The organism is Pseudomonas sp. LB1P83 (genome assembly GCF_054897885.1).
In genome coordinates this window covers 1,480,162-1,501,622 of record NZ_CM142709.1, presented here as the reverse complement: position 1 = coordinate 1,501,622, position 21,461 = coordinate 1,480,162, and the positions used below count along the sequence as shown (strand labels likewise).

24 protein-coding genes and 1 pseudogene are annotated in these 21,461 nt (G+C 60.5%); 12 read left to right on the top strand and 13 right to left on the bottom strand.

What is annotated here, in order from left to right:
* Window positions 1-10 precede the first annotated feature (10 nt).
* The 7 genes from hyi (at window position 11) to ACYZTY_RS06820 (ending at window position 7,704) form a co-directional block, all read left to right on the top strand.
* Entirely contained in the window at window positions 11-793 is a 783-nt protein-coding gene (hyi, locus tag ACYZTY_RS06850; RefSeq protein WP_461957835.1) for a hydroxypyruvate isomerase, read from the top strand.
* Between the two features lie 172 nt (window positions 794-965).
* Entirely contained in the window at window positions 966-1,856 is an 891-nt protein-coding gene (locus tag ACYZTY_RS06845; RefSeq protein WP_461957834.1) for a 2-hydroxy-3-oxopropionate reductase, read from the top strand.
* Between the two features lie 159 nt (window positions 1,857-2,015).
* Complete coding sequence (locus ACYZTY_RS06840; protein ID WP_461957833.1) at window positions 2,016-3,296, top strand: glycerate kinase type-2 family protein; 1,281 nt, start codon at window positions 2,016-2,018, stop codon at window positions 3,294-3,296.
* Complete coding sequence (gene pyk / locus ACYZTY_RS06835) at window positions 3,286-4,701, top strand: pyruvate kinase (RefSeq protein WP_131061576.1); 1,416 nt, start codon at window positions 3,286-3,288, stop codon at window positions 4,699-4,701. The genes ACYZTY_RS06840 and pyk overlap by 11 nt, the downstream gene beginning before the upstream one ends.
* A 141-nt stretch (window positions 4,702-4,842) precedes the next feature.
* Entirely contained in the window at window positions 4,843-5,757 is a 915-nt protein-coding gene (locus ACYZTY_RS06830) for an urea transporter (RefSeq protein ID WP_461959263.1), read from the top strand.
* A 21-nt stretch (window positions 5,758-5,778) separates the two neighbouring features.
* Entirely contained in the window at window positions 5,779-6,603 is an 825-nt protein-coding gene (locus tag ACYZTY_RS06825) for an ion transporter (protein WP_461957832.1), read from the top strand.
* A gap of 102 nt (window positions 6,604-6,705) precedes the next feature.
* On the top strand, window positions 6,706-7,704 hold the full coding sequence (locus tag ACYZTY_RS06820) for a sulfate ABC transporter substrate-binding protein (protein WP_461957831.1): 999 nt from the start codon (window positions 6,706-6,708) through the stop codon (window positions 7,702-7,704).
* 208 nt (window positions 7,705-7,912) lie between these two features.
* On the opposite strand, the gene ACYZTY_RS06815 is transcribed toward ACYZTY_RS06820, so the two are convergent.
* Complete coding sequence (locus ACYZTY_RS06815) at window positions 7,913-8,542, bottom strand: hypothetical protein (protein ID WP_461957830.1); 630 nt, start codon at window positions 8,540-8,542, stop codon at window positions 7,913-7,915.
* Between the two features lie 235 nt (window positions 8,543-8,777).
* On the opposite strand from ACYZTY_RS06815, the gene ACYZTY_RS06810 reads away from it, so the two are divergent.
* Window positions 8,778-9,983, top strand: a complete 1,206-nt coding sequence (locus ACYZTY_RS06810; RefSeq protein ID WP_461957829.1) for an MFS transporter — start codon at window positions 8,778-8,780, stop codon at window positions 9,981-9,983.
* A gap of 92 nt (window positions 9,984-10,075) precedes the next feature.
* Here ACYZTY_RS06810 and ACYZTY_RS06805 read toward each other — a convergent pair whose 3' ends face one another.
* Window positions 10,076-10,480 (bottom strand): type II toxin-antitoxin system HicB family antitoxin, encoded by a 405-nt coding sequence (locus ACYZTY_RS06805; RefSeq protein ID WP_461957828.1) that lies wholly within the window; start codon window positions 10,478-10,480, stop codon window positions 10,076-10,078.
* Complete coding sequence (locus ACYZTY_RS06800) at window positions 10,480-10,692, bottom strand: type II toxin-antitoxin system HicA family toxin (protein ID WP_461957827.1); 213 nt, start codon at window positions 10,690-10,692, stop codon at window positions 10,480-10,482. Before ACYZTY_RS06800 ends, ACYZTY_RS06805 begins: the two co-directional genes overlap by 1 nt.
* A gap of 289 nt (window positions 10,693-10,981) precedes the next feature.
* On the opposite strand from ACYZTY_RS06800, the gene ACYZTY_RS06795 reads away from it, so the two are divergent.
* From ACYZTY_RS06795 to ACYZTY_RS06780, 4 genes and pseudogenes are all read left to right on the top strand, one after another.
* Window positions 10,982-11,701 carry an SDR family oxidoreductase gene (locus tag ACYZTY_RS06795; protein WP_461957826.1) on the top strand — a complete coding sequence of 240 codons (720 nt, stop codon included), beginning with the start codon at window positions 10,982-10,984 and terminating at the stop codon, window positions 11,699-11,701.
* 131 nt (window positions 11,702-11,832) lie between these two features.
* Window positions 11,833-12,720 carry a LysR family transcriptional regulator gene (locus tag ACYZTY_RS06790; protein ID WP_461957825.1) on the top strand — a complete coding sequence of 296 codons (888 nt, stop codon included), beginning with the start codon at window positions 11,833-11,835 and terminating at the stop codon, window positions 12,718-12,720.
* An 84-nt stretch (window positions 12,721-12,804) separates the two neighbouring features.
* A complete protein-coding gene (locus tag ACYZTY_RS06785) occupies window positions 12,805-13,272 on the top strand; it encodes a helix-turn-helix domain-containing protein (protein WP_461957824.1) in 468 nt (155 codons plus the stop codon).
* Window positions 13,269-13,842: pseudogene (locus ACYZTY_RS06780) on the top strand (PIN domain-containing protein). The gene ACYZTY_RS06785 and the pseudogene ACYZTY_RS06780 overlap by 4 nt, the downstream one beginning before the upstream one ends.
* Window positions 13,843-13,896: 54 nt before the next feature.
* On the opposite strand, the gene ACYZTY_RS06775 reads toward ACYZTY_RS06780, so the two are convergent.
* The 10 genes from ACYZTY_RS06775 to ccmA form a co-directional block, all read right to left on the bottom strand.
* Window positions 13,897-14,304, bottom strand: coding sequence for a hypothetical protein (locus tag ACYZTY_RS06775; RefSeq protein WP_461957823.1), 408 nt, complete (start codon window positions 14,302-14,304; stop codon window positions 13,897-13,899).
* A 13-nt stretch (window positions 14,305-14,317) separates the two neighbouring features.
* The gene (gene ccmI / locus ACYZTY_RS06770; protein ID WP_461957822.1) at window positions 14,318-15,520 is read right to left on the bottom strand and encodes a c-type cytochrome biogenesis protein CcmI; all 1,203 of its coding nucleotides are present in this window, start codon (window positions 15,518-15,520) and stop codon (window positions 14,318-14,320) included.
* Complete coding sequence (locus ACYZTY_RS06765; RefSeq protein WP_109628611.1) at window positions 15,513-15,986, bottom strand: cytochrome c-type biogenesis protein; 474 nt, start codon at window positions 15,984-15,986, stop codon at window positions 15,513-15,515. The genes ccmI and ACYZTY_RS06765 overlap by 8 nt, the downstream gene beginning before the upstream one ends.
* Window positions 15,983-16,519, bottom strand: coding sequence for a DsbE family thiol:disulfide interchange protein (locus ACYZTY_RS06760; protein WP_403099509.1), 537 nt, complete (start codon window positions 16,517-16,519; stop codon window positions 15,983-15,985). Before ACYZTY_RS06760 ends, ACYZTY_RS06765 begins: the two co-directional genes overlap by 4 nt.
* Window positions 16,516-18,504: a heme lyase CcmF/NrfE family subunit gene (locus tag ACYZTY_RS06755; protein ID WP_461957821.1), complete on the bottom strand. Its 1,989-nt coding sequence runs from the start codon at window positions 18,502-18,504 to the stop codon at window positions 16,516-16,518. The genes ACYZTY_RS06760 and ACYZTY_RS06755 overlap by 4 nt, the downstream gene beginning before the upstream one ends.
* A gap of 3 nt (window positions 18,505-18,507) precedes the next feature.
* Window positions 18,508-18,963: a cytochrome c maturation protein CcmE gene (gene ccmE, locus ACYZTY_RS06750; RefSeq protein WP_095127755.1), complete on the bottom strand. Its 456-nt coding sequence runs from the start codon at window positions 18,961-18,963 to the stop codon at window positions 18,508-18,510.
* Window positions 18,960-19,136 carry a heme exporter protein CcmD gene (ccmD, locus tag ACYZTY_RS06745; RefSeq protein WP_150655118.1) on the bottom strand — a complete coding sequence of 59 codons (177 nt, stop codon included), beginning with the start codon at window positions 19,134-19,136 and terminating at the stop codon, window positions 18,960-18,962. The genes ccmE and ccmD overlap by 4 nt, the downstream gene beginning before the upstream one ends.
* A complete protein-coding gene (locus ACYZTY_RS06740) occupies window positions 19,133-19,888 on the bottom strand; it encodes a heme ABC transporter permease (RefSeq protein ID WP_461957820.1) in 756 nt (251 codons plus the stop codon). Before ACYZTY_RS06740 ends, ccmD begins: the two co-directional genes overlap by 4 nt.
* Before the next feature lie 94 nt (window positions 19,889-19,982).
* The gene (ccmB, locus tag ACYZTY_RS06735) at window positions 19,983-20,651 is read right to left on the bottom strand and encodes a heme exporter protein CcmB (protein ID WP_090188533.1); all 669 of its coding nucleotides are present in this window, start codon (window positions 20,649-20,651) and stop codon (window positions 19,983-19,985) included.
* Complete coding sequence (gene ccmA / locus ACYZTY_RS06730; RefSeq protein ID WP_461957819.1) at window positions 20,648-21,283, bottom strand: cytochrome c biogenesis heme-transporting ATPase CcmA; 636 nt, start codon at window positions 21,281-21,283, stop codon at window positions 20,648-20,650. The genes ccmB and ccmA overlap by 4 nt, the downstream gene beginning before the upstream one ends.
* Window positions 21,284-21,461 lie beyond the last annotated feature (178 nt).

Sequence of the window (21,461 nt, the reverse complement as noted above, 5' to 3'; positions counted from 1 at the left end):
GGAGACCACCATGCCGCGTTTCGCAGCCAACCTGTCCATGCTGTTCACTGAACAGGACTTTCTCGCCCGTTTCGAAGCGGCCGCCAAGGCCGGCTTCAGTGGTGTCGAATACCTGTTCCCCTACGACTTCAGCTCCGCCGAGATCAAGGCCAAGCTCGACGCCAACGGCCTGACCCAGGTGCTGTTCAACCTGCCGGCCGGTGACTGGGCCAAAGGCGAACGCGGTATCGCGTGCCTGCCGGACCGGGTTGAAGAGTTCCGCGCCGGTGTCGATCTGGCGATCGCTTACGCACAAGTGCTGGGCAACACCCAAGTCAACTGCCTGGCCGGTATTCGTCCACAAGGCGTCGACGATGCCACCGTGGAAAAAGCCTTCGTCGCCAACCTCAAGTACGCCGCCGACAAGCTGCAAGCGGCGGGCATCAAGCTGGTGATGGAAGCGATCAACACCCGCGACATCCCGGGTTTCTACCTGAACAACACGGCGCAAGCCCTGTCGATTCGCGAACAGGTCGGCAGCGCCAACCTGTTCCTGCAATACGACATTTACCACATGCAAATCATGGAGGGCGACCTGGCCCGCACCCTGCAATCGCGCTTGGGCGAGATCAACCATGTGCAGTTGGCGGACAACCCAGGACGCAACGAACCGGGCACCGGTGAAATCAACTACCGCTTCCTGTTCGAACACCTCGACCGCATTGGTTATCAGGGTTGGGTTGGCTGTGAATACAAGCCGCTGACCACCACTGAAGCGGGACTGGGCTGGCTGAAAACTCATAACGCGATCTGATCTGACACCGCGTCATCGTTCTTCGCGGGCAAGCCTCGCTCCTACGGTTTTGTGTCGATCACACAATCGCGTATCAACTGATCCTGTAGGAGCGAGGCTTGCCCGCGAAGGCGTCCTCGCTCATACCCCACGAATTTTGCGAACAGAGCAATAAAAACAAGAGGAATTTCTCATGGCTAAAATCGGATTTATCGGCACCGGCATCATGGGCCACCCAATGGCGTTGAACCTGCAGAAAGCCGGTCACAGCCTGTTTCTGTCGGCGCACCACGACGCCGCGCCTGCCGACCTGATCGCCGCTGGCGCCGTCGCACTGGCGAACCCGAAAGAAGTCGCCCAGGAAGCTGAAGTCATCATCATCATGGTGCCGGATACCCCGCAGGTTGACGACGTGCTGTTCCGCGCCGACGGCGTTGCGGCTGGCGTGGGCAAAGGCAAAATCGTCATCGACATGAGTTCGATCTCGCCGACCGCCACCAAAGCCTTCGCGGCCAAGGTCAACGAAAAAGGCGCGCAGTACCTCGACGCGCCAGTATCCGGCGGTGAAGTTGGCGCCAAGGCAGCGACCCTGAGCATCATGGTCGGCGGCGATGCTGACGCTTTCGAACGCGTTCTGCCGCTGTTCCAGGCCATGGGCAAGAACATCACCCTGGTCGGTGGTAACGGCGACGGTCAGACCGCGAAAGTGGCGAACCAGATCATCGTGGCGCTGAACATCCAGGCCGTGGCCGAAGCCCTGCTGTTTGCCTCGAAAAACGGTGCCGATCCAGCCAAGGTGCGTGAAGCGCTGATGGGCGGTTTCGCTTCGTCGAAGATCCTCGAAGTGCACGGCGAGCGCATGATCAAAGGCACCTTCGACCCAGGCTTCCGCATCAGCCTGCACCAGAAGGACCTCAACCTGGCCTTGGCCGGCGCACGCGAGTTGGGCATCAACCTGCCGAACACCGCCAACACCCAGCAAGTGTTCAGCACCTGCGCGGCCATCGGCGGCAGCAACTGGGACCACTCGGCGCTGATCAAAGGCCTGGAACACATGGCGAACTTCTCGATTCGCGATAAGTAAGCCACCTCCCCGCTCCCCTGTAGGAGCGAGGCTTGCCCGCGAAGGGATCGCCTCGGTGCAGCAGAAACACCGTGGTGTCCGGTTCGCGGGCAAGCCTCGCTCCTACAGAGGGCGATGCAAGGCCCGATACCCCAATAACAAGAAATCCGGGAGCCCGCCATGTCGGTCAATCCGCAACAATTCCTGCGCGAGCTGTTTGCCACAGCCATCGACGCGGCCCATCCGCAGCAAGTCCTCGAAGCCCATTTGCCCAAAGATCGCAGCGGTCGGGTAATCGTCATTGGCGCCGGCAAAGCCGCAGCCGCCATGGCTCAAGTGGTCGAGCGTTGCTGGCAGGGTGAAGTGTCCGGTCTGGTGGTGACACGTTACGGTCACGGCGCCCCGTGCGAAAAAATCGAAGTCGTCGAAGCCGCTCACCCGGTGCCGGACGCGGCCGGTCTGGCCGTCGCCAAACGCGTATTGGATCTGGTCAGCAACCTGACCGAAGACGACCGCGTAATCTTCCTGCTCTCGGGTGGCGGTTCTGCGTTACTGGCCCTGCCTGCTGCCGGCATCACGCTGGCCGACAAGCAATCGATCAACAAAGCGCTGCTCAAATCCGGCGCCACCATCGGCGAGATGAATTGCGTGCGCAAGCACCTCTCGGCGATCAAGGGCGGCCGCCTCGGCAAAGCCTGTTGGCCTGCCACTGTTTATACCTACGCGATTTCCGATGTGCCGGGCGACCTCGCCACGGTCATCGCCTCCGGCCCCACCGTGGCCGACCCGAGCACCTCGGCCGAAGCCCTGGCGATTCTCAAACGCTACGGCATCGACGTTCCGGCCTCGGTACGCAACTGGCTGCAGAGCCCGGAATCGGAGACGGTCAAACCTGGCGATCCGAGCCTGGCGCGCAGCCACTTCCAATTGATCGCCCGTCCACAGCAATCGCTTGAAGCGGCCGCGGTGAAAGCCCGTCAGGCCGGTTTCAGTCCATTGATCCTCGGTGACCTGGAAGGTGAATCCCGCGAAGTGGCCAAGGTTCACGCCGGCATCGCCCGGCAAGTGGTCCTTCACGGCCAACCGTTGGCGGCGCCGTGCGTGATTTTGTCTGGCGGCGAAACCACCGTCACCGTGCGCGGTAATGGCCGTGGCGGACGCAACGCCGAATTCCTGCTCAGCCTCACAGACAGCCTCAAAGGCCTGCCCGGTGTCTACGCCCTGGCCGGTGATACCGACGGCATCGACGGCTCTGAAGACAATGCCGGCGCCATCATGACCCCGGACAGCTACGCCCGCGCCGCCGCCCTCGGCTTGAGCGCCAGCGACGAGTTGGACAACAACAATGGCTACGGTTATTTCGAGGCGCTGGACGCACTGATCGTCACCGAACCGACCCGCACCAACGTCAACGACTTCCGCGCCATCCTGATCCTCGAGAGCCCTAAAAATGACGCCTGACAAGAAGGTTAAAATCCTCGCCACCCTCGGCCCTGCCACCGACGGGATCGACGACATCCGTGAGCTGGTGCAGGCCGGGGTCAACATCTTTCGCCTGAACTTCAGCCACGGCGATCACGCCGACCATGCTCAGCGTTATCAGTGGATTCGTGAAGTCGAGCGCCAGCTGAATTACCCGTTGGGCATTCTGATGGACCTGCAAGGCCCGAAACTGCGGGTCGGCAAGTTCGCCGAGGGCAAGGTGCAACTGCATCGCGGCCAGGCCCTGCGCCTGGACCTCGACCCGACGCCGGGTGATGAGCGCCGGGTCAACCTGCCTCACCCGGAAATCATCGCCGCGCTGGAACCCGGCATGGACCTGCTGCTGGACGACGGCAAGCTGCGCCTTCGCGTGGTCACCAAGTACGCCGACGCGATCGACACCACTGTGCTCAACGGCGGCGAGCTCTCGGATCGCAAAGGGGTGAACGTGCCGCAAGCGGTGCTGGAGTTGAGCCCGCTGACCGCCAAGGATCGTCGCGACTTGAGCTTCGGTCTGGAGCTGGGTGTGGATTGGGTCGCGCTGTCGTTCGTGCAGCGTCCGGAAGACATCCGCGAAGCCCGCGAACTGATCGGCGACAAAGCGTTTTTGATGGCCAAGATCGAGAAGCCATCGGCGGTGACTCAATTGCGCGAGATCGCCGAATTGAGCGACGCGATCATGGTTGCTCGCGGTGACCTGGGCGTGGAAGTGCCGGCCGAAAGCGTGCCGCAGATTCAGAAAAACATCATCAGCATTTGCCGCGAACTCGGCAAACCGGTGGTGGTGGCGACGCAGATGCTCGAATCGATGCGCTTCTCCCCTGCACCGACCCGCGCCGAAGTCACTGATGTGGCCAACGCCGTGGCCGAAGGCGCCGATGCGGTGATGCTGTCGGCGGAAACCGCGTCCGGCGAGTACCCGCTGGAAGCCGTGCAGATGATGAGCAAGATCATTCGCCAGGTGGAAAACGGTCCGGATTATCAGGCACAACTGGACGTGAGCCGGCCGAAGGCTGAGGCGACCGTTTCTGACGCGATCAGTTGCGCGATCCGCCGCATCAGCAATGTGCTGCCGGTGGCGGTGCTGGTGAATTACAGCGAGTCGGGGACGTCGAGTTTGCGTGCGGCGCGGGAGCGGCCGACGGTGCCGATCCTGAACCTGACGCCGAACCTCCAGACCGCGCGCCGCTTGACCGTGGCGTGGGGCGTGCATTCGGTGGTCAATGATCGGCTGCGGCAGGTGGACGAGGTGTGTTCGACGGCGCTGGAGATTGCGCAGGCGCAAGGGATGGCGCAGCGCGGGGACACCTTGTTGATCACCGCGGGTGTGCCGTTTGGGCAGCCGGGATCGACTAACTCGTTGCGTATCGAGACATTGATCTAGAGCGCCCATACCGGCCCCTTCGCGGGCAAGCCTCGCTCCTACAGGATTTGCGTCGTGCCAAATGTCGCGTTCACGTAAACCCTGTAGGAGCGAGGCTTGCCCGCGAAGAACGATGACACGGTCTTCCTGACACACAAAAAAATGCCTGCCAACCACTTCAACACCCACTGCCCCGATTGGGCGACTGCCCTGCTCAACGGCTTCAGCCAGATCTTCCTCCAGCGCCATCCGCTCTGCGGTCTGCTGTGCCTGTTGGCGATTCTTTTCACCGCACCCACTTTGCTCGGCGGTGCGCTGCTGGGCGGTGTCGCCGGGTTGCTCACCGCGCAACGTCGCGGTTATGCCAAGGCCGACCGTCAGGCCGGGCTGTTCAGTTACAACGGTGTTTTGCTCGGCCTGCTGCTGAGCCTCTACTTCCCTTGGTCCGCGCTGTTGCCGCCGCTGATCATCGCGGCGGGTGGACTGAGCGCGATGTTCACTCAACAGTGGCTCAAACGCGTCCGGGTCAGCCACTACCTGCCTGCCTATACCGCGCCCTTCGTGGGGCTGGGCTGGTTGCTGCTGTGCTTCGCCACGCCCTCGACCAATGCGCACTTGATCGAAATCACAACGCTGAACATGCTCGCCGCCCCCCTGAAAGGCCTCGGCCAGGTAATGTTCCTCGGTCATCCGCTGGCCGGTGCAATGATTGCCGTGGGTTTGCTGATCGCTGATCGCCGCGCATTCTGCTGGGCGTTGTTAGCGTCTGTCGCAGGCATGGGCTGGAGCCTGCTGCATCACGACTTCTATAGCGCATTGATCGGCCTCGGTGGCTATAACGCCGTACTCGCCGCCCTCGCCTTCAGCTCGCAGCGCCAAAAGCCCTGGCTGCCGCTGATCGGTATTGCATCAGCGCTGTTGCTGACGCCGGTGTTTGCCGCCATCGGTCTGCCAACGCTGACCGCGCCGTTCATCCTCGCCTGCTGGCTGATTCGCACGGTTGTTCAAATGCTCGGCAAGACCCCTGTGGCCCGTACGCCTTGCACTCTGGAGGAGAATCAACCTAGGCTTCGCTGATCATTGGTTCAGGCGGTATCCATGGACAGCAGCAAAAACTGGCGTGAAGACCTTTACGTCATGGTTTTCCAGAGCGACACCAAGGCCGGGCGGCGCTTCGACGGCATTCTGCTGTTGATCATCCTCGCCAGCATCATCGTCGTGATGCTCGACAGCATCGACACGGTCCACAAGAACTACGCCGACGTGCTGGCGTACATCGAGTGGGGCTTCACCGTCATATTCGCCATCGAATATGGCTTGCGTCTGTACTGCTCACCCAAGCCATTGCGCTATGCGTTCAGCTTTTATGGGCTGGTGGATTTGCTGGCGATCGTGCCCGGTATCCTGGCGCTGTATTACGCCGATGCGCAGTACCTGCTGATCATCCGGATCATTCGGATGCTGCGGATTTTCCGCGTGCTCAAGCTCAGCCCGTACCTCAAGCAAGCCAACTACCTGATGTCGGCGCTGCGCGGCAGCAAGCAGAAGATCGTGGTGTTTTTGGTCAGCGTCTGCACGCTGGTGACGGTGTTCGGCACGTTGATGTACGTGATCGAAGGCCCGGAACACGGCTTCACCAGCATTCCCAAAGGCATCTACTGGGCGATCGTCACGTTGACCACGGTGGGCTTCGGCGACATCGTGCCCAAGACGCCGCTGGGCCAGGTGGTTTCGTCGCTGGTAATGATCACCGGTTACTCGATCATCGCCGTGCCCACCGGGATTTTCACCGCCGAACTGGCCAATGCCATGCGCGGTGAACAGCTGCAACACGACTGCCCGGTGTGCAAGAAAAACAGCCATGAACACGGTGCAGCGTTTTGCTCCCGTTGCGGGAATGCATTGTTTAAGAAACTGGAATAAGCAAAGTGCTTTTTAATCTTTAAAGGCCTATGCGAGCCCAGTTATAGTCGCTGGCAAATTGCCTCACTTTTTATATAAAAACTTTCGAACAAGGACTGCGCAGTGAAAAAACTCTTTGGCGCCTCACTTCTGGCCGCTGGCCTGGCACTGACCAGCGTGGCTCAGGCCGCACCGACCCTGCTCAACGTTTCCTACGACGTGATGCGAGATTTCTACAAGGACTACAACACTGCGTTCCAGAAACACTGGCAAGCCGAACACAACGAGAACATCACCCTGCAGATGTCCTTCGGCGGCTCCAGCAAACAGGCGCGTTCGGTGATCGATGGCCTGCCGGCTGACGTCATCACCATGAACATGGCCACCGACATCAATGCCCTGGCGGACAACGGCCAACTGGTACCGAAGGACTGGGTCACCCGCCTGCCGAACAACAGCGCGCCGTTCACATCGGCCACCGTGTTCATCGTGCGAAAAGGCAACCCGAAAGCCTTGAAAGACTGGCCAGACCTGCTCAAGGACGGTGTGCAAGTCATCGTGCCGAACCCGAAAACCTCGGGTAACGGTCGCTACACCTACCTGTCCGCCTGGGGTTATGTGCTGAAAAACGGCGGTGACGAGAACAAGGCCAAGGACTTCGTCGGCAAGCTGTTCAAGCAAGCGCCGGTGCTGGATACCGGTGGCCGTGCAGCCACCACCACGTTCATGACCAACCAGCTCGGTGACGTGCTGGTGACCTTCGAAAACGAAGCGGAAATGATTGCCCGTGAGTTTGGTCGCGATCAGTTTGAAGTGATCTACCCAAGCGTCTCCGCTGAAGCCGAGCCGCCAGTGTCGGTGGTCGACAAATCCGTCGACAAGAAAGGCACCCGTGCTGCGGCCGAGGAATACCTGAAGTACCTGTGGTCTCCGGAAGGTCAGGAAATTGCGGCGGCCAACTACCTGCGTCCGCGTGATCCGGCGGTGCTGGCCAAGTACACCGACCGCTTCCCGAAAGTGGATTTCCTCTCGGTAGAGAAGACCTTTGGTGACTGGCGGACTGTGCAGAAGACCCACTTCAATGATGGTGGGATCTTTGATCAGATTTACAGCGGTCAGTAATTTCTGAGCCCAACAAAAAGGCGACCTGATGAGGTCGCCTTTTTTTGTGGGAATTGCATTCACACAATTCCCCTTGTGGGAGCGAGCCGGCTCCGGGCGGCGTTCCGACGATGGCGTAGTGTCAGGCACTTCATTCATGACTGAACGATCGTCATCGTCGGAACGCCGCCCGGAGCCGGCTCACTCCTACAGAGGTTGGGGCAAGTTCCTACATCGGTGGTGTAACGCCATCCTTCCCGGCCGAAATGGATTGCGCGGTCAGCGTCCCGTCCGCCCCTTGGGTAACAAACGTCACGATCTTCACGCCCACCTTCAGCAAGCTGCGATCCCCCGGCATCAAGTTCACGATCGGCACATCTTCCGGCACCAGGATCTTCTGCTGCCCGCCCTTGTAGTTGACGGTCAACACCCGGCCATTGCTGACCACCAGATCGCCCACGCTGCCGTTGGTCATGCTGCTGCCCTTGACCAGATCGAACGGCCGGTGCCCGTCGCCACTGCCCGCCAGCTCCGGCGGAAAGACGTGGACTTCCAGTGCCTTCAAGGTGCCGTCGTCTTGCGGAATGGCCGCCGAGCCGATGTAGCTGCCCGGTTTGATGTCTTCGATATTGGCCAGTGTGACTTCGCGGACTTTGGTGTCGTTGGTCAGGTTGATCACCACGTTTTCGCCGCTGTTGACGTGGACTTTCAAGACGTCGGGGCTGACGCCGGTGATCTCGCCGCGCACACCGATGCGCATGCCCGGCGCGTCGGCGGCCTGGGCCAGGCTCGCCGTGAACAAGCCGACCAGGGTAACAACTGAAGCGCCGCGAATAAGGTAACGAAACATCGCATTCATGGAAGTGCCTTCCGGTCAGCAAACGTGAGGAGAGAAGCTAAGCACGCTATCGAACAGGATGTAAGTGAATGTATCATCGGACCTCAATATTTTGACGCAAGGTTCGTCGAGGGACATCACCCATGTCCCTCACTCATTCCGCAACGGAATGATTGCTATCACTCCAATCCCTCTTCTGCCGAATCCGATACCTCTTTAGCCTGCGCGCATTCCCTTCTGTTCAGCGAGACACGTTATGAACCCAGCGACTCAGGTGCCCCACGGCACCGCGACAATGACCAAAGGCATGGTGATGCTGTTCGCCTTCTGCTGCGGCGCGATTGTGGCCAACATCTACTATGCCCAGCCGATCATCGGCCTGATCGCGCCGGACATCGGCCTGACCAGCACCATGGCCAGCCTGATCGTTTCGCTGACCCAGATCGGTTACGCGTTGGGTCTGTTCTTCCTGGTGCCGCTGGGTGATCTGCTGGAAAACCGCCGATTGATGATCATCACGACCGTGGTGGCGATTGCCAGCCTGTTGGGCGCGGCGTTCACCGATCAGCCGAATGTGTTTTTGCTGATCTCGTTGCTGGTGGGTTTCAGCTCGGTGTCGGTGCAGATCCTGATTCCGCTGGCTGCGCACCTCGCGCCGGAAGAGTCACGCGGTCGAGTGGTCGGCGGGATCATGGGCGGCTTGTTGCTGGGCATTTTGTTGGCGCGGCCGGTGTCCAGCGTCGTGGCTGACCACTTCGGCTGGCGCGCGATGTTTGTGATCGCGGCGGTGTTGATGGCAGCGATCAGCCTGGTGCTGGCGTTGACGATTCCCAAGCGCCAGCCTGATCACAGCGCTTCTTATGGCCAATTGCTCGGTTCTCTGTGGACGCTGTTGCGCCAACAACCGGTGTTGCGTCAGCGCGCGTTCTACCAGGGCTGCATGTTTGCCACCTTCAGCCTGTTCTGGACAGCCGTGCCGCTGGAACTGGCGCGCAACCATGGCCTGTCGCAAACCCAGATCGCGATCTTCGCCCTGGTTGGCGCCATCGGCGCCATCGCCGCGCCGATTGCCGGTCGACTGGCCGATGCCGGCCACACCCGCATCGCCTCATTGCTGGCCCTGCTGTTCGCCAGCCTGAGCTTTCTGCCCGCGTTCATCCACCCGGTCTACAGCGTCATCGGCCTCGCGGTCACCGGCGTGGTGCTCGACTTCTGCGTGCAGATGAACATGGTCCTCGGCCAACGCGCGGTCTACGCCCTCGACGCCAAAAGCCGCAGCCGTTTGAATGCGTTGTACATGACCAGCATCTTCATCGGCGGCGCCTTTGGTTCCTCGGTGGCCAGCGCGGTGTATGAGCATGGCGGCTGGTTGTGGATCGTGATTGTGGGCAGTGCGTTTCCGCTGTTGGCGTTGTTGCGGTTTTTGAGTGTTTCGCCGAAGGCTTCGTTGGCGACGGCTTAAGACGTCAAAAGCTTCGCGGGCAAGTCGGATCGCCGCACCGCACGCTCCTACAGGACCGAGGTCGCCTGCGATTGCTGTGTGACTGACACCACTCAGTACCGGACCAACTTCTCCATCGCCGCATCGGCCAGAAAAGAAGAGCGACTTTTGACATTGTGCTCGCGCACATAACGATCAATACGCTGAATCACATAACCAGGCAGCGTCACGTTGACCTTCTCGGTTTTGCCCATGTACGACGAGATATCCAGCTCCAGCATTCCCCATCCCATGTCGGCAAAGTCCGGATTTGCACGGTGGGTGGCCGCTGAAGTGGGCATCGGAATCAACTCTCCGTCAGCTGCTATCTCTTGAAGCATGATGTGAGCAACCTCGACCGCCGCGTTGTAAGCATCTTCAAACGTATCCCCGGCCGTTACAGCACCTGGAATATCGGGGATCTGAATACCGATAGCGGTGTTTTCGTCTCCCCACTCGATACAGATTGGATATTGCATTATGGATCTCCTGCATTGCTGGCTCCCGGGCAGTACAGCCCGGCTCGCCTCCTGATGCTCTTGACCGTCCCGATCGGCAAATCCTTCTTCGGATGAGGGACGGGTATCGTGTACGGGTTGTATCGGTGTTTGAAGATATGATGACTGCCGGCAATCCGATCCAGTACCCATCCTGCGTCCTCCAACTCCTTGATCAATAGCCTGCTCTGCACCAATAGCCTCCTTGCTCAGGCTCAAACAAAAATAACCCTAGAGTTATCTTTACTCAAGCACAAAAATCCGCAGTACGACGCTCGGTTGTTTTACAGAGTGTGATTCAAGCATCCTCACTGCCGCTGATACCGGCGCGTTATGTGATCGGTCAAGCTGGCCTGATTCGTTACGCCGAGGCCAACCCGGATTACACTCAGCGTCCAGAGCCTGAAGCGATGCTGGATGCGATTCGCGGCTGACCCGTCAAATGCCGCCTGCCCCGGCGGCATGTTTTTCAAGGAGTTTGCAATGACCCGACGTACCTTTCTCATTACCGGTGCCAGCAAAGGCATTGGCCGGGCAGTGGCCGAGCATCTGGATCGTGCGGGGCATCGGGTGGTCGGGATTGCCCGAACGCCGGACCTGACGTTCCCCGGGATTCTGTTTCCGCTGGATTTGAGTGACAGGACGCTGACTCAGGAGGTGCTGGCGGATCTGGCCAAAACTTACGAATTTGATGGACTGGTGAATAACGTCGGCCTGGTTCGCCCGCAAGTGCTGGGCGAAATCGACCTCGACACCTTCGACGACGTGATGCGGGTCAACCTGCATTCGGCGTTGCAGGCCACTCAGGCGCTGCTGCCGAACATGCGCGCCAAGGCTTGGGGGCGGGTGGTGAATATTTCCAGTTTGACCGTACTCGGGATCACCCAACGCACGGCGTACGCCGCGGCCAAAGCGGCGCTGATCAGCTTCACGCGTTCCTGGGCGCTGGAACTGGCGCAAACCGGCGTGACGGTGAACGCCGTCGCGCCGGGGCCGACTGAAACCGAGCTGTTTCGCACCAACAACCCGCCGGGCAGCGAAGGTGAAGCGCGGTATCTGGCGGGTGTGCCGATGGGGCGCTTGGGGCAGCCAAATGAGATCGCGGCGGCGATTGCGTTTTTGCTGTCCGAGCAGAGCGGGTTTATTACCGGGCAAACGTTGTTTGTCGACGGCGGCTCTTCAATCGGTAAAGCCGCGTTCTGACCAACTACACAAATCCCCTGTGGGAGCTAGCCTGCTAGCGATGGCGGACCGTCAGTCACATTAATGTTGGATGTGCCGCCATCATCGCGAGCAGGCTCGCTCCTACAGTTTGATCTCCACAAGGACTTCGGATGGACCGCCTTGGCGCAATGGAAACCTTCGTCTACGTGGTGGAAACCGGCTCATTTTCCGCCGCGGCCCGGCGCCTGAATATCGGCCAGCCCGCCGTGTCAAAAACCATTGCGCAACTGGAAGCGCGTCTCGCGGTTCGCCTCCTGTTGCGCTCGACTCGCGGCCTGACGCCCACCGAAGCCGGGCTGGCGTTCTTCGAACGAGCCAAGCGCGCCATCGAGGAAGCCGATGAGGCCGACAACGCCGCACGCGGTGCCGCCAGCGGCCTCACCGGCAACCTGCGGATCTGCGCTGCCGTGACCTTCGGCCGACTGCACATCGTTCCGCACCTCGGACCGTTTCTCGATCAAAACCCGGACCTGAACATCGACCTGATGCTCGACGACCGCAACATCAATCTGGTCGAAGAAGGCGTCGACATCGCCCTGCGCCTGGGCGCCCAGAGCGACTCCGGCCTCACCGCCCGCAAAATCGCCGAATGCCGGCGCGTGGTGCTGGCCACGCCCGCCTATTTCGAAAAACATGGCGAGCCCACCTGCCCGGCCGATCTGAGCAAACACCAGGCTGTCGTCTACAGCTTGGGCGGCGGTGCAAACTGGCAGTTTCGCAACGGGACAGATGAGCAGTCAGCCATCATCAGCGGCCGAGTCCGCGTCAACGCCGCCGAAGGTCTGCGTGCCGCCGTGCTCGCCCATCAAGGGCTGACCCTGGCATCGGAATGGATGTTTGCGCCGGAGTTGGCCAGCGGTGCGGTCAGGGAAGTGATGAAGGATTGGACGCTGCCGAATCAGGACCTGTGGGCGGTGTTTCCCACGGGCAGAATGGCCAGCGCGAAAGCTCGGGCGTTTGTGGAGTATGTGCAGGGGTTGTTAGCAAAACAGGCCTGACGTTTCGATTATTTCGTTTATTGCGATTTTCGATTATTTCGAATAGCCTGCCCACTTCGACTATTCAGAATATTGGAAACCGCCATGTCGCCCGTCATCCACCCGCCGATCACCTTGCCTATGGAGCGCGAAGTAGAAGCTGCCATCGAAGGACAGCGTGCCTTGGCGGCCTACCTCGCCACTCAATTCGACACTCAGCACATCCAGATTTTCGACGAGCAGAACGAAGCTCACCGTGTCGAGCTCCCGACCTCGGCCCTGCGGTTGCTTGTCGACATCCTGGCTGAGCTTGCCGCGGGCAACGCCGTAAAGGTGGTCCCGGTTCACGCTGAACTCACCACCCAGGAAGCGGCGGACCTGCTCAACGTCTCACGCCCGCACCTGATCAAACTGCTCGAATTCGGCGACTTGTCCTACCACAAAACCGGCAAGCACCGACGTGTGCGCTTTGCCGATTTGATGGACTATAAAAACCGGCGCGACACTGCCAGCGAGCAAGCAATGACGCTTCTCGCCGAGCAGGCACAAGCGTTAAGGACAGGATACGAGTGAGGCACTCTTGTTTTTCCGCTGTATATGACGCCTGTGTGCTGTACCCCGCTCCCTTGAGGGATTTTCTGATGTGGCTCGCGTCTCCGGGCGTTTCAGAGCGAAATGGTCTTTGGAGATACACAACGAGTGGAAACGTAATCTGCTTAAAAACCGCCCGGATTTGACCGCAGAACAACTGAACCGCACGTCCGACCTGATGGACCAGGCCTTACCCGACGCTTGTGTAACGGGTTACGAAGACCTTATTGAAGGATTAACGCTCCCGACATTGATGATCGACCTGTGCTGGCTGTCGCCATTCGTTGTAACGCCAGCGTCATCGTCACTTTCAATCAGAAAGATTTTCCCGGTGCAGCGCTGGGCTCTTTCGGTATCGAGGCTCAGCATCCTGACGAGTTCGTCGGCAATCTCTTTGGCCTGGATCCGGCAGCAGTGGTCGCGGCGGCGCAGCGTCAACGACAGCAGCTGAAGATGCCGCCGATGAATGCCGAAACCTACCTTGATCTACTGATCCGTCAGGGCCTGATCAAATCGGTCAAAGCGTTGATTCCATATCAGTCCATTCTCTGAATCTTTCACAGACGCCAAATAGCAAAACGGCGATCCTGAGATCGCCGCTTCAATTTACTCCCCGAACTGCCGTCCCAACCCACCCGGCACACCGTGGATATTAGTCTCTTCCCACGGCCCGTTCGGGCTGATCGACCGGCTCCAGCCGTTGTTCCAGCGGTAGTAGGTGCGCTGGCGGTAGAAGGTGTTGGGTTGGTCATCAAGGACGTAGACGCCGAGCTTGGCATCCCAATGGCTGTTGCCCCCCGGTGGCGGCGCGAAGCTGGCGGAGGTGCGCGGCAGCGGCTTGGCGGGTTTGGCCGGGGTGCCTGGTTTGCTCGGTGCCGTCGATGGCGTCGGTTTGGTACTCGGCTGCGACGGCGGGATCGGTCGCGGGGTTGGCTGCTCAGGTGGCCGCTGGACCGCACAAGCGCTTAACCCCAAAACCAGGCTGAGCAGGGTGATACGAGCGATGGCGGTCATGGTGGCTTTCCTGTTATTTGTCCGGGCTGTCGATGGTCAATTTTTGCGCTGCGGTGGTGCTGCTGGCCAGGGGCTGGCTGCGACCGATCCATTCGCCGGCAGTCGGTTGGCCGGCGCGGGAGATGCGCGCAACCAGTTGGACTTCAGGGAAGTTCGACAGTTTCAACTGCGGCATCATTGCGTCGGCATCGCCCAGTTCGACGGTGGCCGGCAAGTCGGCGACGGTCAGGCGCTTGGCGGCCAGCGGTGCCGGTGGACCTGAAGTGGCGCGGGCGAAAATGAACACGCTGTCGCCGGGCTGGACCTTGGCTTTGAGCTCAGGCGCCAGATCGACGGTGACTTTAAGCTTCGCTGCCGCTTTGGCCGCTGGGGCTTGGGCGACTTTGCCGCCGCTGGCTTCAAGCTTCTCGGTCGCCCGGGTGATTCCGCCCTGCAGCGCAGCACGGGAACTGTCTTCCGGCGGCAGCTGTGCCAACAGGCGATTCCAGTAGTCGATGGCGTCCTGATATCGCTGGCTTTCAAAGGCCGCTATACCCAGCAGGCCAAGGCTGGTGACTTCTTTCGGGTCGGCTTTCAGCGCTTCGTCAGTCAGCGCCTGAATCTTGTCCGACCACTTTTTGCCATCGGCGAAGTACTGGGCCTGAGCCCATTGGCCGAGCAGTTCCGGCTGACGACCGGCCAGGCTCACCGTGCGTTCGAAGATCTTCGCCGCGTCGCCAGGACGATCCTGAGCCATGTACGTGCGACCGAGGAAGTACAAGCCTTCAGCCGAATCCGGCTGAGCCGCGACCGCGCGCTCCAGGCGCTGGGTCATCTCTTCCATCGACTGCGGCGCCTGGGAAAATTCGCGGGTCAGTTCGACTTTGTCGCTGGCGCCGAAATGCAGGTACAAACCCAACCCCAGGACCGGCACCAGAATCGCCGCCAGCAAGGGCAACGGTTTGCCCAGGCGCGCCACGCGCGGTGCCTCGACGCCTTCGGTGTCGGCGAGCAACTCACGGGCCGCTTCGGCGCGACCGGTTTCCAGTTGCGCAGCGTTGAGCACGCCCTCTTCCTGCTCGGTTTGCAACTCAGCCACGCGCTCTTGATACAGCGCGACGTTCAGGGCGGTACGATCCTCTTCAAGCTGGGCGCGACGGCCACGCAAAACGGGGATCAGCAGAAAACTCAGGGCAACCAGGAGTAGCAGACCTGCAGCGAGCCAGAAATCAATCATTCTTGGTTTTATCCAACAGGTGGTCGAGGCGCTCGCGCTCCTCGGCAGAAAGCTCGTCTTTGGTGTCCGTGCGTTGCACGCGACGACGGCGGACGATCACGGCGATGATCACAAAACCGCCCAGCAGCAGGCCGGCGGGGCCGAACCAGAGTAAGGCGGTCTTGGCATTCAGAGCGGGTTTGTAGCGGACGAAATCACCGTAGCGATCGACCATGAAGTCGATGATCTGCTGATTGTCCTTGCCCTCGCCCAGCATGCGGAAAATCTCTTTTCGCAGGTCAGCGGCGATCGGTGCGTTGGAATCGGCGATGTCCTGATTCTGGCACTTGGGGCAACGCAACTCTTTGGTCAGTTCGCGAAAACGCTCGCGATCGCCTTCTTTGGCGAACTCGTAGGTGTCGATGGCCGCGTGCGCCACGCCGGCCATGCTCAAACCCAAAACAACAGCGGCTATCCAGCGTTTCATGGCTTGGCCTCATCGACCAGCGCCTGATACCTGGCCGCCAGTTTTTCGCGCCAGACCTGCTCGTCGATCACGCCGACGAACTTGTCGCGGATGATGCCTTTGGCGTCGATGAAGAAGGTTTCCGGCGCGCCGTATACGCCGAGGTTCAAGCCCAGCGAACCCTCGGCGTCACTGATGCCCAACTGGTAAGGGTTGTGGAACTCGACCAGCCACTTCTTCGCGTCGGCGTTGACGTCCTTGTAGTTGATGCCATAAATCGTCACGCCCTGCTGGGCCAGCTTGTTCAGTACCGGATGCTCGACCTTGCAGGCGATGCACCAGGTGGCCCACACATTGACCAGTGCCGGTTTACCGAGAATGTCGGCCTTGGTCAGGGTCTTGTCGCCCTCCACGGTCGGCAGGGAAAACGCCGGGAACGGCTTGCCGATCATCGCCGAAGGCAACTCGGCCGGGTCGAGGTACAACCCGCGATACAGGAAAACGGCCACCACCAGAAAAATCGCCAGTGGCAACAGCATTAACCAACGTCTCATGCAGTGGCTCCCGTCATGCCCAGTGCTTCACGCACGCGGCTTTTCACCTTGACCCGATAACGGCGATCCAGCGCTGCCAGCAAACCGCCGAAACCGGTCAGCAGACCGCCGAACCAGATCCAGCGCACAAACGGTTTGACGTGCACGCGCACGGCCCAGGCGCCATCGCCCAGCGGTTCGCCGAGTGCGACGTAAATGTCACGGGTGAAACCGGCGTCGATCCCGGCTTCGGTCATCACCGAGTTCTGCACGGTGTAGAGGCGTTTTTCCGGGTGCAGTACGCTGACTTCCTTGCCGCCCTTGATCACCCGCACGGTGCCCTTGTCGGAAGTGAAGTTCGGGCCTTCGTAGTGCTTGGCGCCTTCGAACACGAAGTGGTAACCGGCCAGGTCCATGGACTCGCCAGGCGCCAGGCGCAAATCGCGCTCGGCACTGTTCTGGCTCGACAGCACGACGCCGAGGGCGCACACGGCGATGCCGAGGTGAGCGATTTGCATGCCCCAGTAGCTGCGGGTCAGGGTCGGCAGACCTTTGATCAGGCCTTTGTGGCGGGTCTTGTCGAAGATGTCACGCACGCCGGCCAACAGCACCCAGGCCGCGAGCATGAACGTGGCGATCACCGCCCAGTTGAAATCGCCGTAAGCGACGCCAGCTACTACGGCCAACGCGGCACTGCCGAGCAACACCGGGGTCAGCATGTTGAACAGCCATTTGACCGGGGTGTCTTTCCAGCGCACCAGCATGCCGACGGCCATCACCATCATCAGCAACGCCATCAACGGAATGAACAGCGCGTTGAAGTACGGCGGGCCGACCGACAGCTTGGCGCCGGTCATCGCATCGAGAATCAGCGGGTACAAGGTGCCGAGCAGGATCATCGACGCCGCCACCACCAGCACCAGGTTGTTGCCCAGCAGCAGGGTTTCCCGGGACCACAGGTTGAAGCCGACGTGGCTCTTCACCACAGGGGCGCGCAAGGCGAACAGCGTCAGCGAGCCGCCGACCACGAACAGCAGGAAAATCAGAATGAACACGCCGCGTTCAGGATCGGACGCAAAGGCGTGAACCGAAGTCAGCACGCCGGAACGCACCAGGAAGGTCCCCAGCAGGCTCAACGAGAATGCGGCGATGGCCAGCAACACGGTCCAGCTCTTGAACACGCCACGTTTTTCCGTGACCGCCAGCGAGTGAATCAGCGCCGTACCCACCAGCCATGGCATGAAGGAGGCGTTTTCCACCGGATCCCAGAACCACCAGCCGCCCCAGCCGAGTTCGTAGTAGGCCCACCACGAACCGAGCGTGATGCCGATACCGAGGAAGGCCCAGGCGACGATGGTCCATGGACGCGACCAGCGCGCCCACGCCGCATCAAGACGACCGCCCATCAGCGCCGCAATGGCGAAGGCGAAGGCCACCGAGAAACCGACGTAACCCATGTACAGCATTGGCGGGTGAACGATCAGGCCGATGTCTTGCAGCAGCGGATTGAGGTCCGCGCCATCGCTGGGCACTTGCGGCAGGATGCGCTTGAACGGGTTGGACGTGAGGATCAGAAACAGCAGGAAACCGGTGCTGATCATGCCCATCACGGCCAGCACGCGGGCCAGCATCACTTGCGGCAACTGCCGGGAGAACACCGACACCGCAAAGGTCCAGCCGCCGAGGATCAAGGCCCAGAGCAGCAACGAACCTTCGTGAGCGCCCCACACCGCACTGAACTTGTAGTACCACGGCAAGGCGCTGTTGGAGTTGCTGGCGACGTAGGCGACGGAGAAGTCGTCGGCCATGAACGCGTAGGTCAGGCAGCCGAAGGCGAACAGCAAAAAGGCGAACTGGCCCCAGGCGGCCGGTTGGGCCAGGCTCATCCACAAACGGTCACCGCGCCAGGCGCCGAGCAACGGCACGCTGGCCTGAACCAGCGCGAAACACAGCGCCAGAATCATGGCCAGGTGGCCGAGTTCAGGAATAAACAGTCCGGATGTCATCGATCAACCCTCCTTCGCGGGCGTTGGAGCAGATTGACCGCTGTCTTTCAAAGCCTTGGTCACTTCCGGCGGCATGTACTTTTCATCGTGCTTGGCCAGTACTTCGTCGGCCACCACCACGCCGTCGGCGTTGAGTTTGCCCAACGCCACGATGCCCTGCCCTTCGCGGAACAGGTCCGGGAGGATGCCGCGGTAGCTGATGGTTACGGACTTTTTGAAGTCGGTGACGATGAATTTCACGTCCAGCGAATCGCCGGAACGTTGCAGCGAACCTTTCTCGACCATGCCACCCGCGCGAATGCGCGTGTCTTGCGGGGCTTCGCCGTTGGCGATCTGGGTCGGGGTGTAAAACAGATTGATGTTCTGCTGCAGGGCGCTCAGGGCCAGGCCGACGGCAGCGCCGACACCCACCAGGATCGCGAGAATGATGATAAGACGCTTTTTGCGCAGCGGATTCACTTGCCGTTCTCCCGGCGCAGACGACGCGCCTCTTGTTGCAGATACCGCTTGCGGGCCAGGATCGGCGCCGCCACGTTGAGGGCCAGCACCGCCAGGCTTATGCCATAGGCTGACCAGACATACAGGGCGTGATGGCCCATGGCGAGAAAGTCGCCGAATGAAGCGAAACTCATCGAGCGGCCTCCAGGCTGTTCTGCACTTCGGCCTTGACCCAACTGGCGCGGGCTTCGCGCTTGAGCACTTCGAGGCGCATGCGCAGCAACAGCACCGCGCCGAAGAAACAATAGAAACCCAGCACCGTCAGCAGCAGTGGCAGCCACATCTCGGCCGGCATCGCCGGTTTTTCAGTGAGGGTGAAGGTCGCGCCCTGGTGCAGGGTGTTCCACCACTCCACCGAGTATTTGATGATCGGGATGTTGATCACGCCGACAATCGCCAGGACCGCGCAGGCCTTGGCCGCGCTGTCACGATTGCTGATCGCGTTGCCCAGCGCAATGAGACCGAAGTACAGAAACAGCAGAATAAGCATGGACGTAAGTCGCGCATCCCAGACCCACCACGAGCCCCAGGTCGGTTTGCCCCAGATTGCGCCGGTGACCAGCGCAATAGCTGTCATCCACGCACCGATGGGTGCCGCGCATTGCAGGGCGACGTCGGCCAGTTTCATTTTCCAGACCAGCCCGACGATGCCGCACACCGCCAGCATGACGTAGACGGACTGCGCCAGCATGGCGGCGGGAACGTGGATATAGATGATGCGAAAGCTGTTGCCTTGCTGGTAGTCAGGCGGCGCGAAGGCCAGGCCCCAGACGACACCGACGCCGATCAGCAGCAACGCGGCAATACTCAGCCACGGCAGCAGTTTGCCACTGATGCCGTAAAACCATTTGGGCGAGCCGAGCTTATGAAACCAGGTCCAGTTCATTACTGTTTCCATCACGGTTGCTCTTCGCTTTGAAGAGCCAAGGGTCTGCCTTTTTTTCAAAAGAAAGCGATCAAAAAATGACCAGACCTCATTATTATTCGCCGACGCTGATCTTCAGGCCAGCAGCTATTGCAAAAGGTGTCAGGGTTATCGCCAGGGCGGTCAGGCTACCAAGCCACAAGAGATAACCGGTCGCCGGCATGCCCTGCAACGCCGCCTGCAAGGCGCCACTGCCGAGAATCAACACCGGGATGTACAGCGGCAGAATCAGCAGCGCCAGCAACAGGCCGCCGCGCTTCAATCCCACCGTCAGGGCTGCGCCCACCGCACCGAGCAGGCTCAGCACCGGTGTACCCAGCAATAAAGAAAGCAGCAACACCGGCAGACAGGCGGTTGGCAAACCGAGCATCAATGCCAGCAGTGGAGCGAGCAAAACCAGTGCCAGGCCAGAGAAGGCCCAGTGTGCCAGTACCTTGGCCAAAACCAGAAGAGGCAGGGGGTGCGACGAAAGGACCCACTGTTCAAGCGATCCGTCTTCGAAATCACTGCGGAAGAGCCCGTCCAGCGAGAGCAGGACCGATAAAAGGGCTGCCACCCAGACCAGTCCCGGAGACAAGGTTTGCAACAATTGAGACTCGGGGCCGACCGCCAAAGGGAACAGCGAAACCACGATCGCGAAGAATACCAGCGGATTCGCCAGTTCAGCAGGACGGCGGAACAGCAGACGGGCCTCACGGGCGACCAACAGGCCGAAAACACTCATACGGCCCAATTCCCCAGATCGATGTCGCGATAGCCGGCCGGCATTCGGCTCAGCGTGTGGTGAGTGGTCAGCACCACCATGCCACCGCGCTCGCAGTGGGCGGCCAGGTGTTCTTCGAGTTGCGCCACGCCTTGTTTATCGAGCGCGGTGAACGGCTCATCGAGGATCCACAGCGGCGGACTGTCCAGGTACAAGCGCGCCAACGCCACGCGACGCTTCTGGCCGGCGGACAACGTGTGGCAGGGAACATCCTCGAAACCGCGCAGTCCGACATCGGCCAGCGCTTGCCAGATCGCCTCGTGGGTGGCCGGTTGATGCAAGGCGCAGAGCCAGATCAGGTTCTCCTCGGGCGTCAGCAAATCCTTGATGCCAGCGGCATGACCGATCCACAGCAGGTTGCGCGCCAGTTCAAGGCGCTGATCGTTCAGCGGCTGGCCATTGAGCAGCACTTGACCAGCGGTCGGCTGCATCAGGCCGGATAACAGACGCAGCAGGCTGGTTTTGCCGCTGCCGTTGGGGCCGCTGATTTGCAACATTTCGCCACTGGCCAGTCTCAATTCGAGATTTTCGAAGAGCAGCCGAAGGTCTCGCTCACAAGCGAGGGCAACGGTTTGCAGGACAGGACTGGTCACGAGATCACGGGCCTTCAAGGTTCAAGTCGGCAGTGGAGCGGCCGTTAAAGACATGCAGGATAAATGCATTGGCGGCCCGTTCTAAGGAGCTGGATCAAGTATTTGAAATGTTTTCAGCGCTCCGGATACAACGGGGCGGCATTATACATGCCATGCCCTACTCTCAAGAGGGCAATTT

What these genes read in the sequence shown, in the direction of transcription:
- ACYZTY_RS06755 (WP_461957821.1), bottom strand. Translation starts at nt 18,504, where the DNA reads ATGACATCCGGACTGTTTATTCCTGAACTCGGCCACCTGGCCATGATT.
- ACYZTY_RS06845 (WP_461957834.1), top strand. Translation starts at nt 966, where the DNA reads ATGGCTAAAATCGGATTTATCGGCACCGGCATCATGGGCCACCCAATG.
- ACYZTY_RS06765 (WP_109628611.1), bottom strand. Translation starts at nt 15,986, where the DNA reads ATGAAACGCTGGATAGCCGCTGTTGTTTTGGGTTTGAGCATGGCCGGC.
- ACYZTY_RS06815 (WP_461957830.1), bottom strand. Translation starts at nt 8,542, where the DNA reads ATGAATGCGATGTTTCGTTACCTTATTCGCGGCGCTTCAGTTGTTACC.
- ACYZTY_RS06740 (WP_461957820.1), bottom strand. Translation starts at nt 19,888, where the DNA reads ATGAACTGGACCTGGTTTCATAAGCTCGGCTCGCCCAAATGGTTTTAC.
- ACYZTY_RS06840 (WP_461957833.1), top strand. Translation starts at nt 2,016, where the DNA reads ATGTCGGTCAATCCGCAACAATTCCTGCGCGAGCTGTTTGCCACAGCC.
- ACYZTY_RS06830 (WP_461959263.1), top strand. Translation starts at nt 4,843, where the DNA reads ATGCCTGCCAACCACTTCAACACCCACTGCCCCGATTGGGCGACTGCC.
- ACYZTY_RS06760 (WP_403099509.1), bottom strand. Translation starts at nt 16,519, where the DNA reads ATGAGACGTTGGTTAATGCTGTTGCCACTGGCGATTTTTCTGGTGGTG.
- ccmI (WP_461957822.1), bottom strand. Translation starts at nt 15,520, where the DNA reads ATGATTGATTTCTGGCTCGCTGCAGGTCTGCTACTCCTGGTTGCCCTG.
- ACYZTY_RS06775 (WP_461957823.1), bottom strand. Translation starts at nt 14,304, where the DNA reads ATGACCGCCATCGCTCGTATCACCCTGCTCAGCCTGGTTTTGGGGTTA.
- ccmB (WP_090188533.1), bottom strand. Translation starts at nt 20,651, where the DNA reads ATGAGTGTTTTCGGCCTGTTGGTCGCCCGTGAGGCCCGTCTGCTGTTC.
- hyi (WP_461957835.1), top strand. Translation starts at nt 11, where the DNA reads ATGCCGCGTTTCGCAGCCAACCTGTCCATGCTGTTCACTGAACAGGAC.
- ACYZTY_RS06805 (WP_461957828.1), bottom strand. Translation starts at nt 10,480, where the DNA reads ATGCAATATCCAATCTGTATCGAGTGGGGAGACGAAAACACCGCTATC.
- ACYZTY_RS06810 (WP_461957829.1), top strand. Translation starts at nt 8,778, where the DNA reads ATGAACCCAGCGACTCAGGTGCCCCACGGCACCGCGACAATGACCAAA.
- ccmD (WP_150655118.1), bottom strand. Translation starts at nt 19,136, where the DNA reads ATGAGTTTCGCTTCATTCGGCGACTTTCTCGCCATGGGCCATCACGCC.
- ACYZTY_RS06825 (WP_461957832.1), top strand. Translation starts at nt 5,779, where the DNA reads ATGGACAGCAGCAAAAACTGGCGTGAAGACCTTTACGTCATGGTTTTC.
- ACYZTY_RS06790 (WP_461957825.1), top strand. Translation starts at nt 11,833, where the DNA reads ATGGACCGCCTTGGCGCAATGGAAACCTTCGTCTACGTGGTGGAAACC.
- ACYZTY_RS06785 (WP_461957824.1), top strand. Translation starts at nt 12,805, where the DNA reads ATGTCGCCCGTCATCCACCCGCCGATCACCTTGCCTATGGAGCGCGAA.
- pyk (WP_131061576.1), top strand. Translation starts at nt 3,286, where the DNA reads ATGACGCCTGACAAGAAGGTTAAAATCCTCGCCACCCTCGGCCCTGCC.
- ACYZTY_RS06795 (WP_461957826.1), top strand. Translation starts at nt 10,982, where the DNA reads ATGACCCGACGTACCTTTCTCATTACCGGTGCCAGCAAAGGCATTGGC.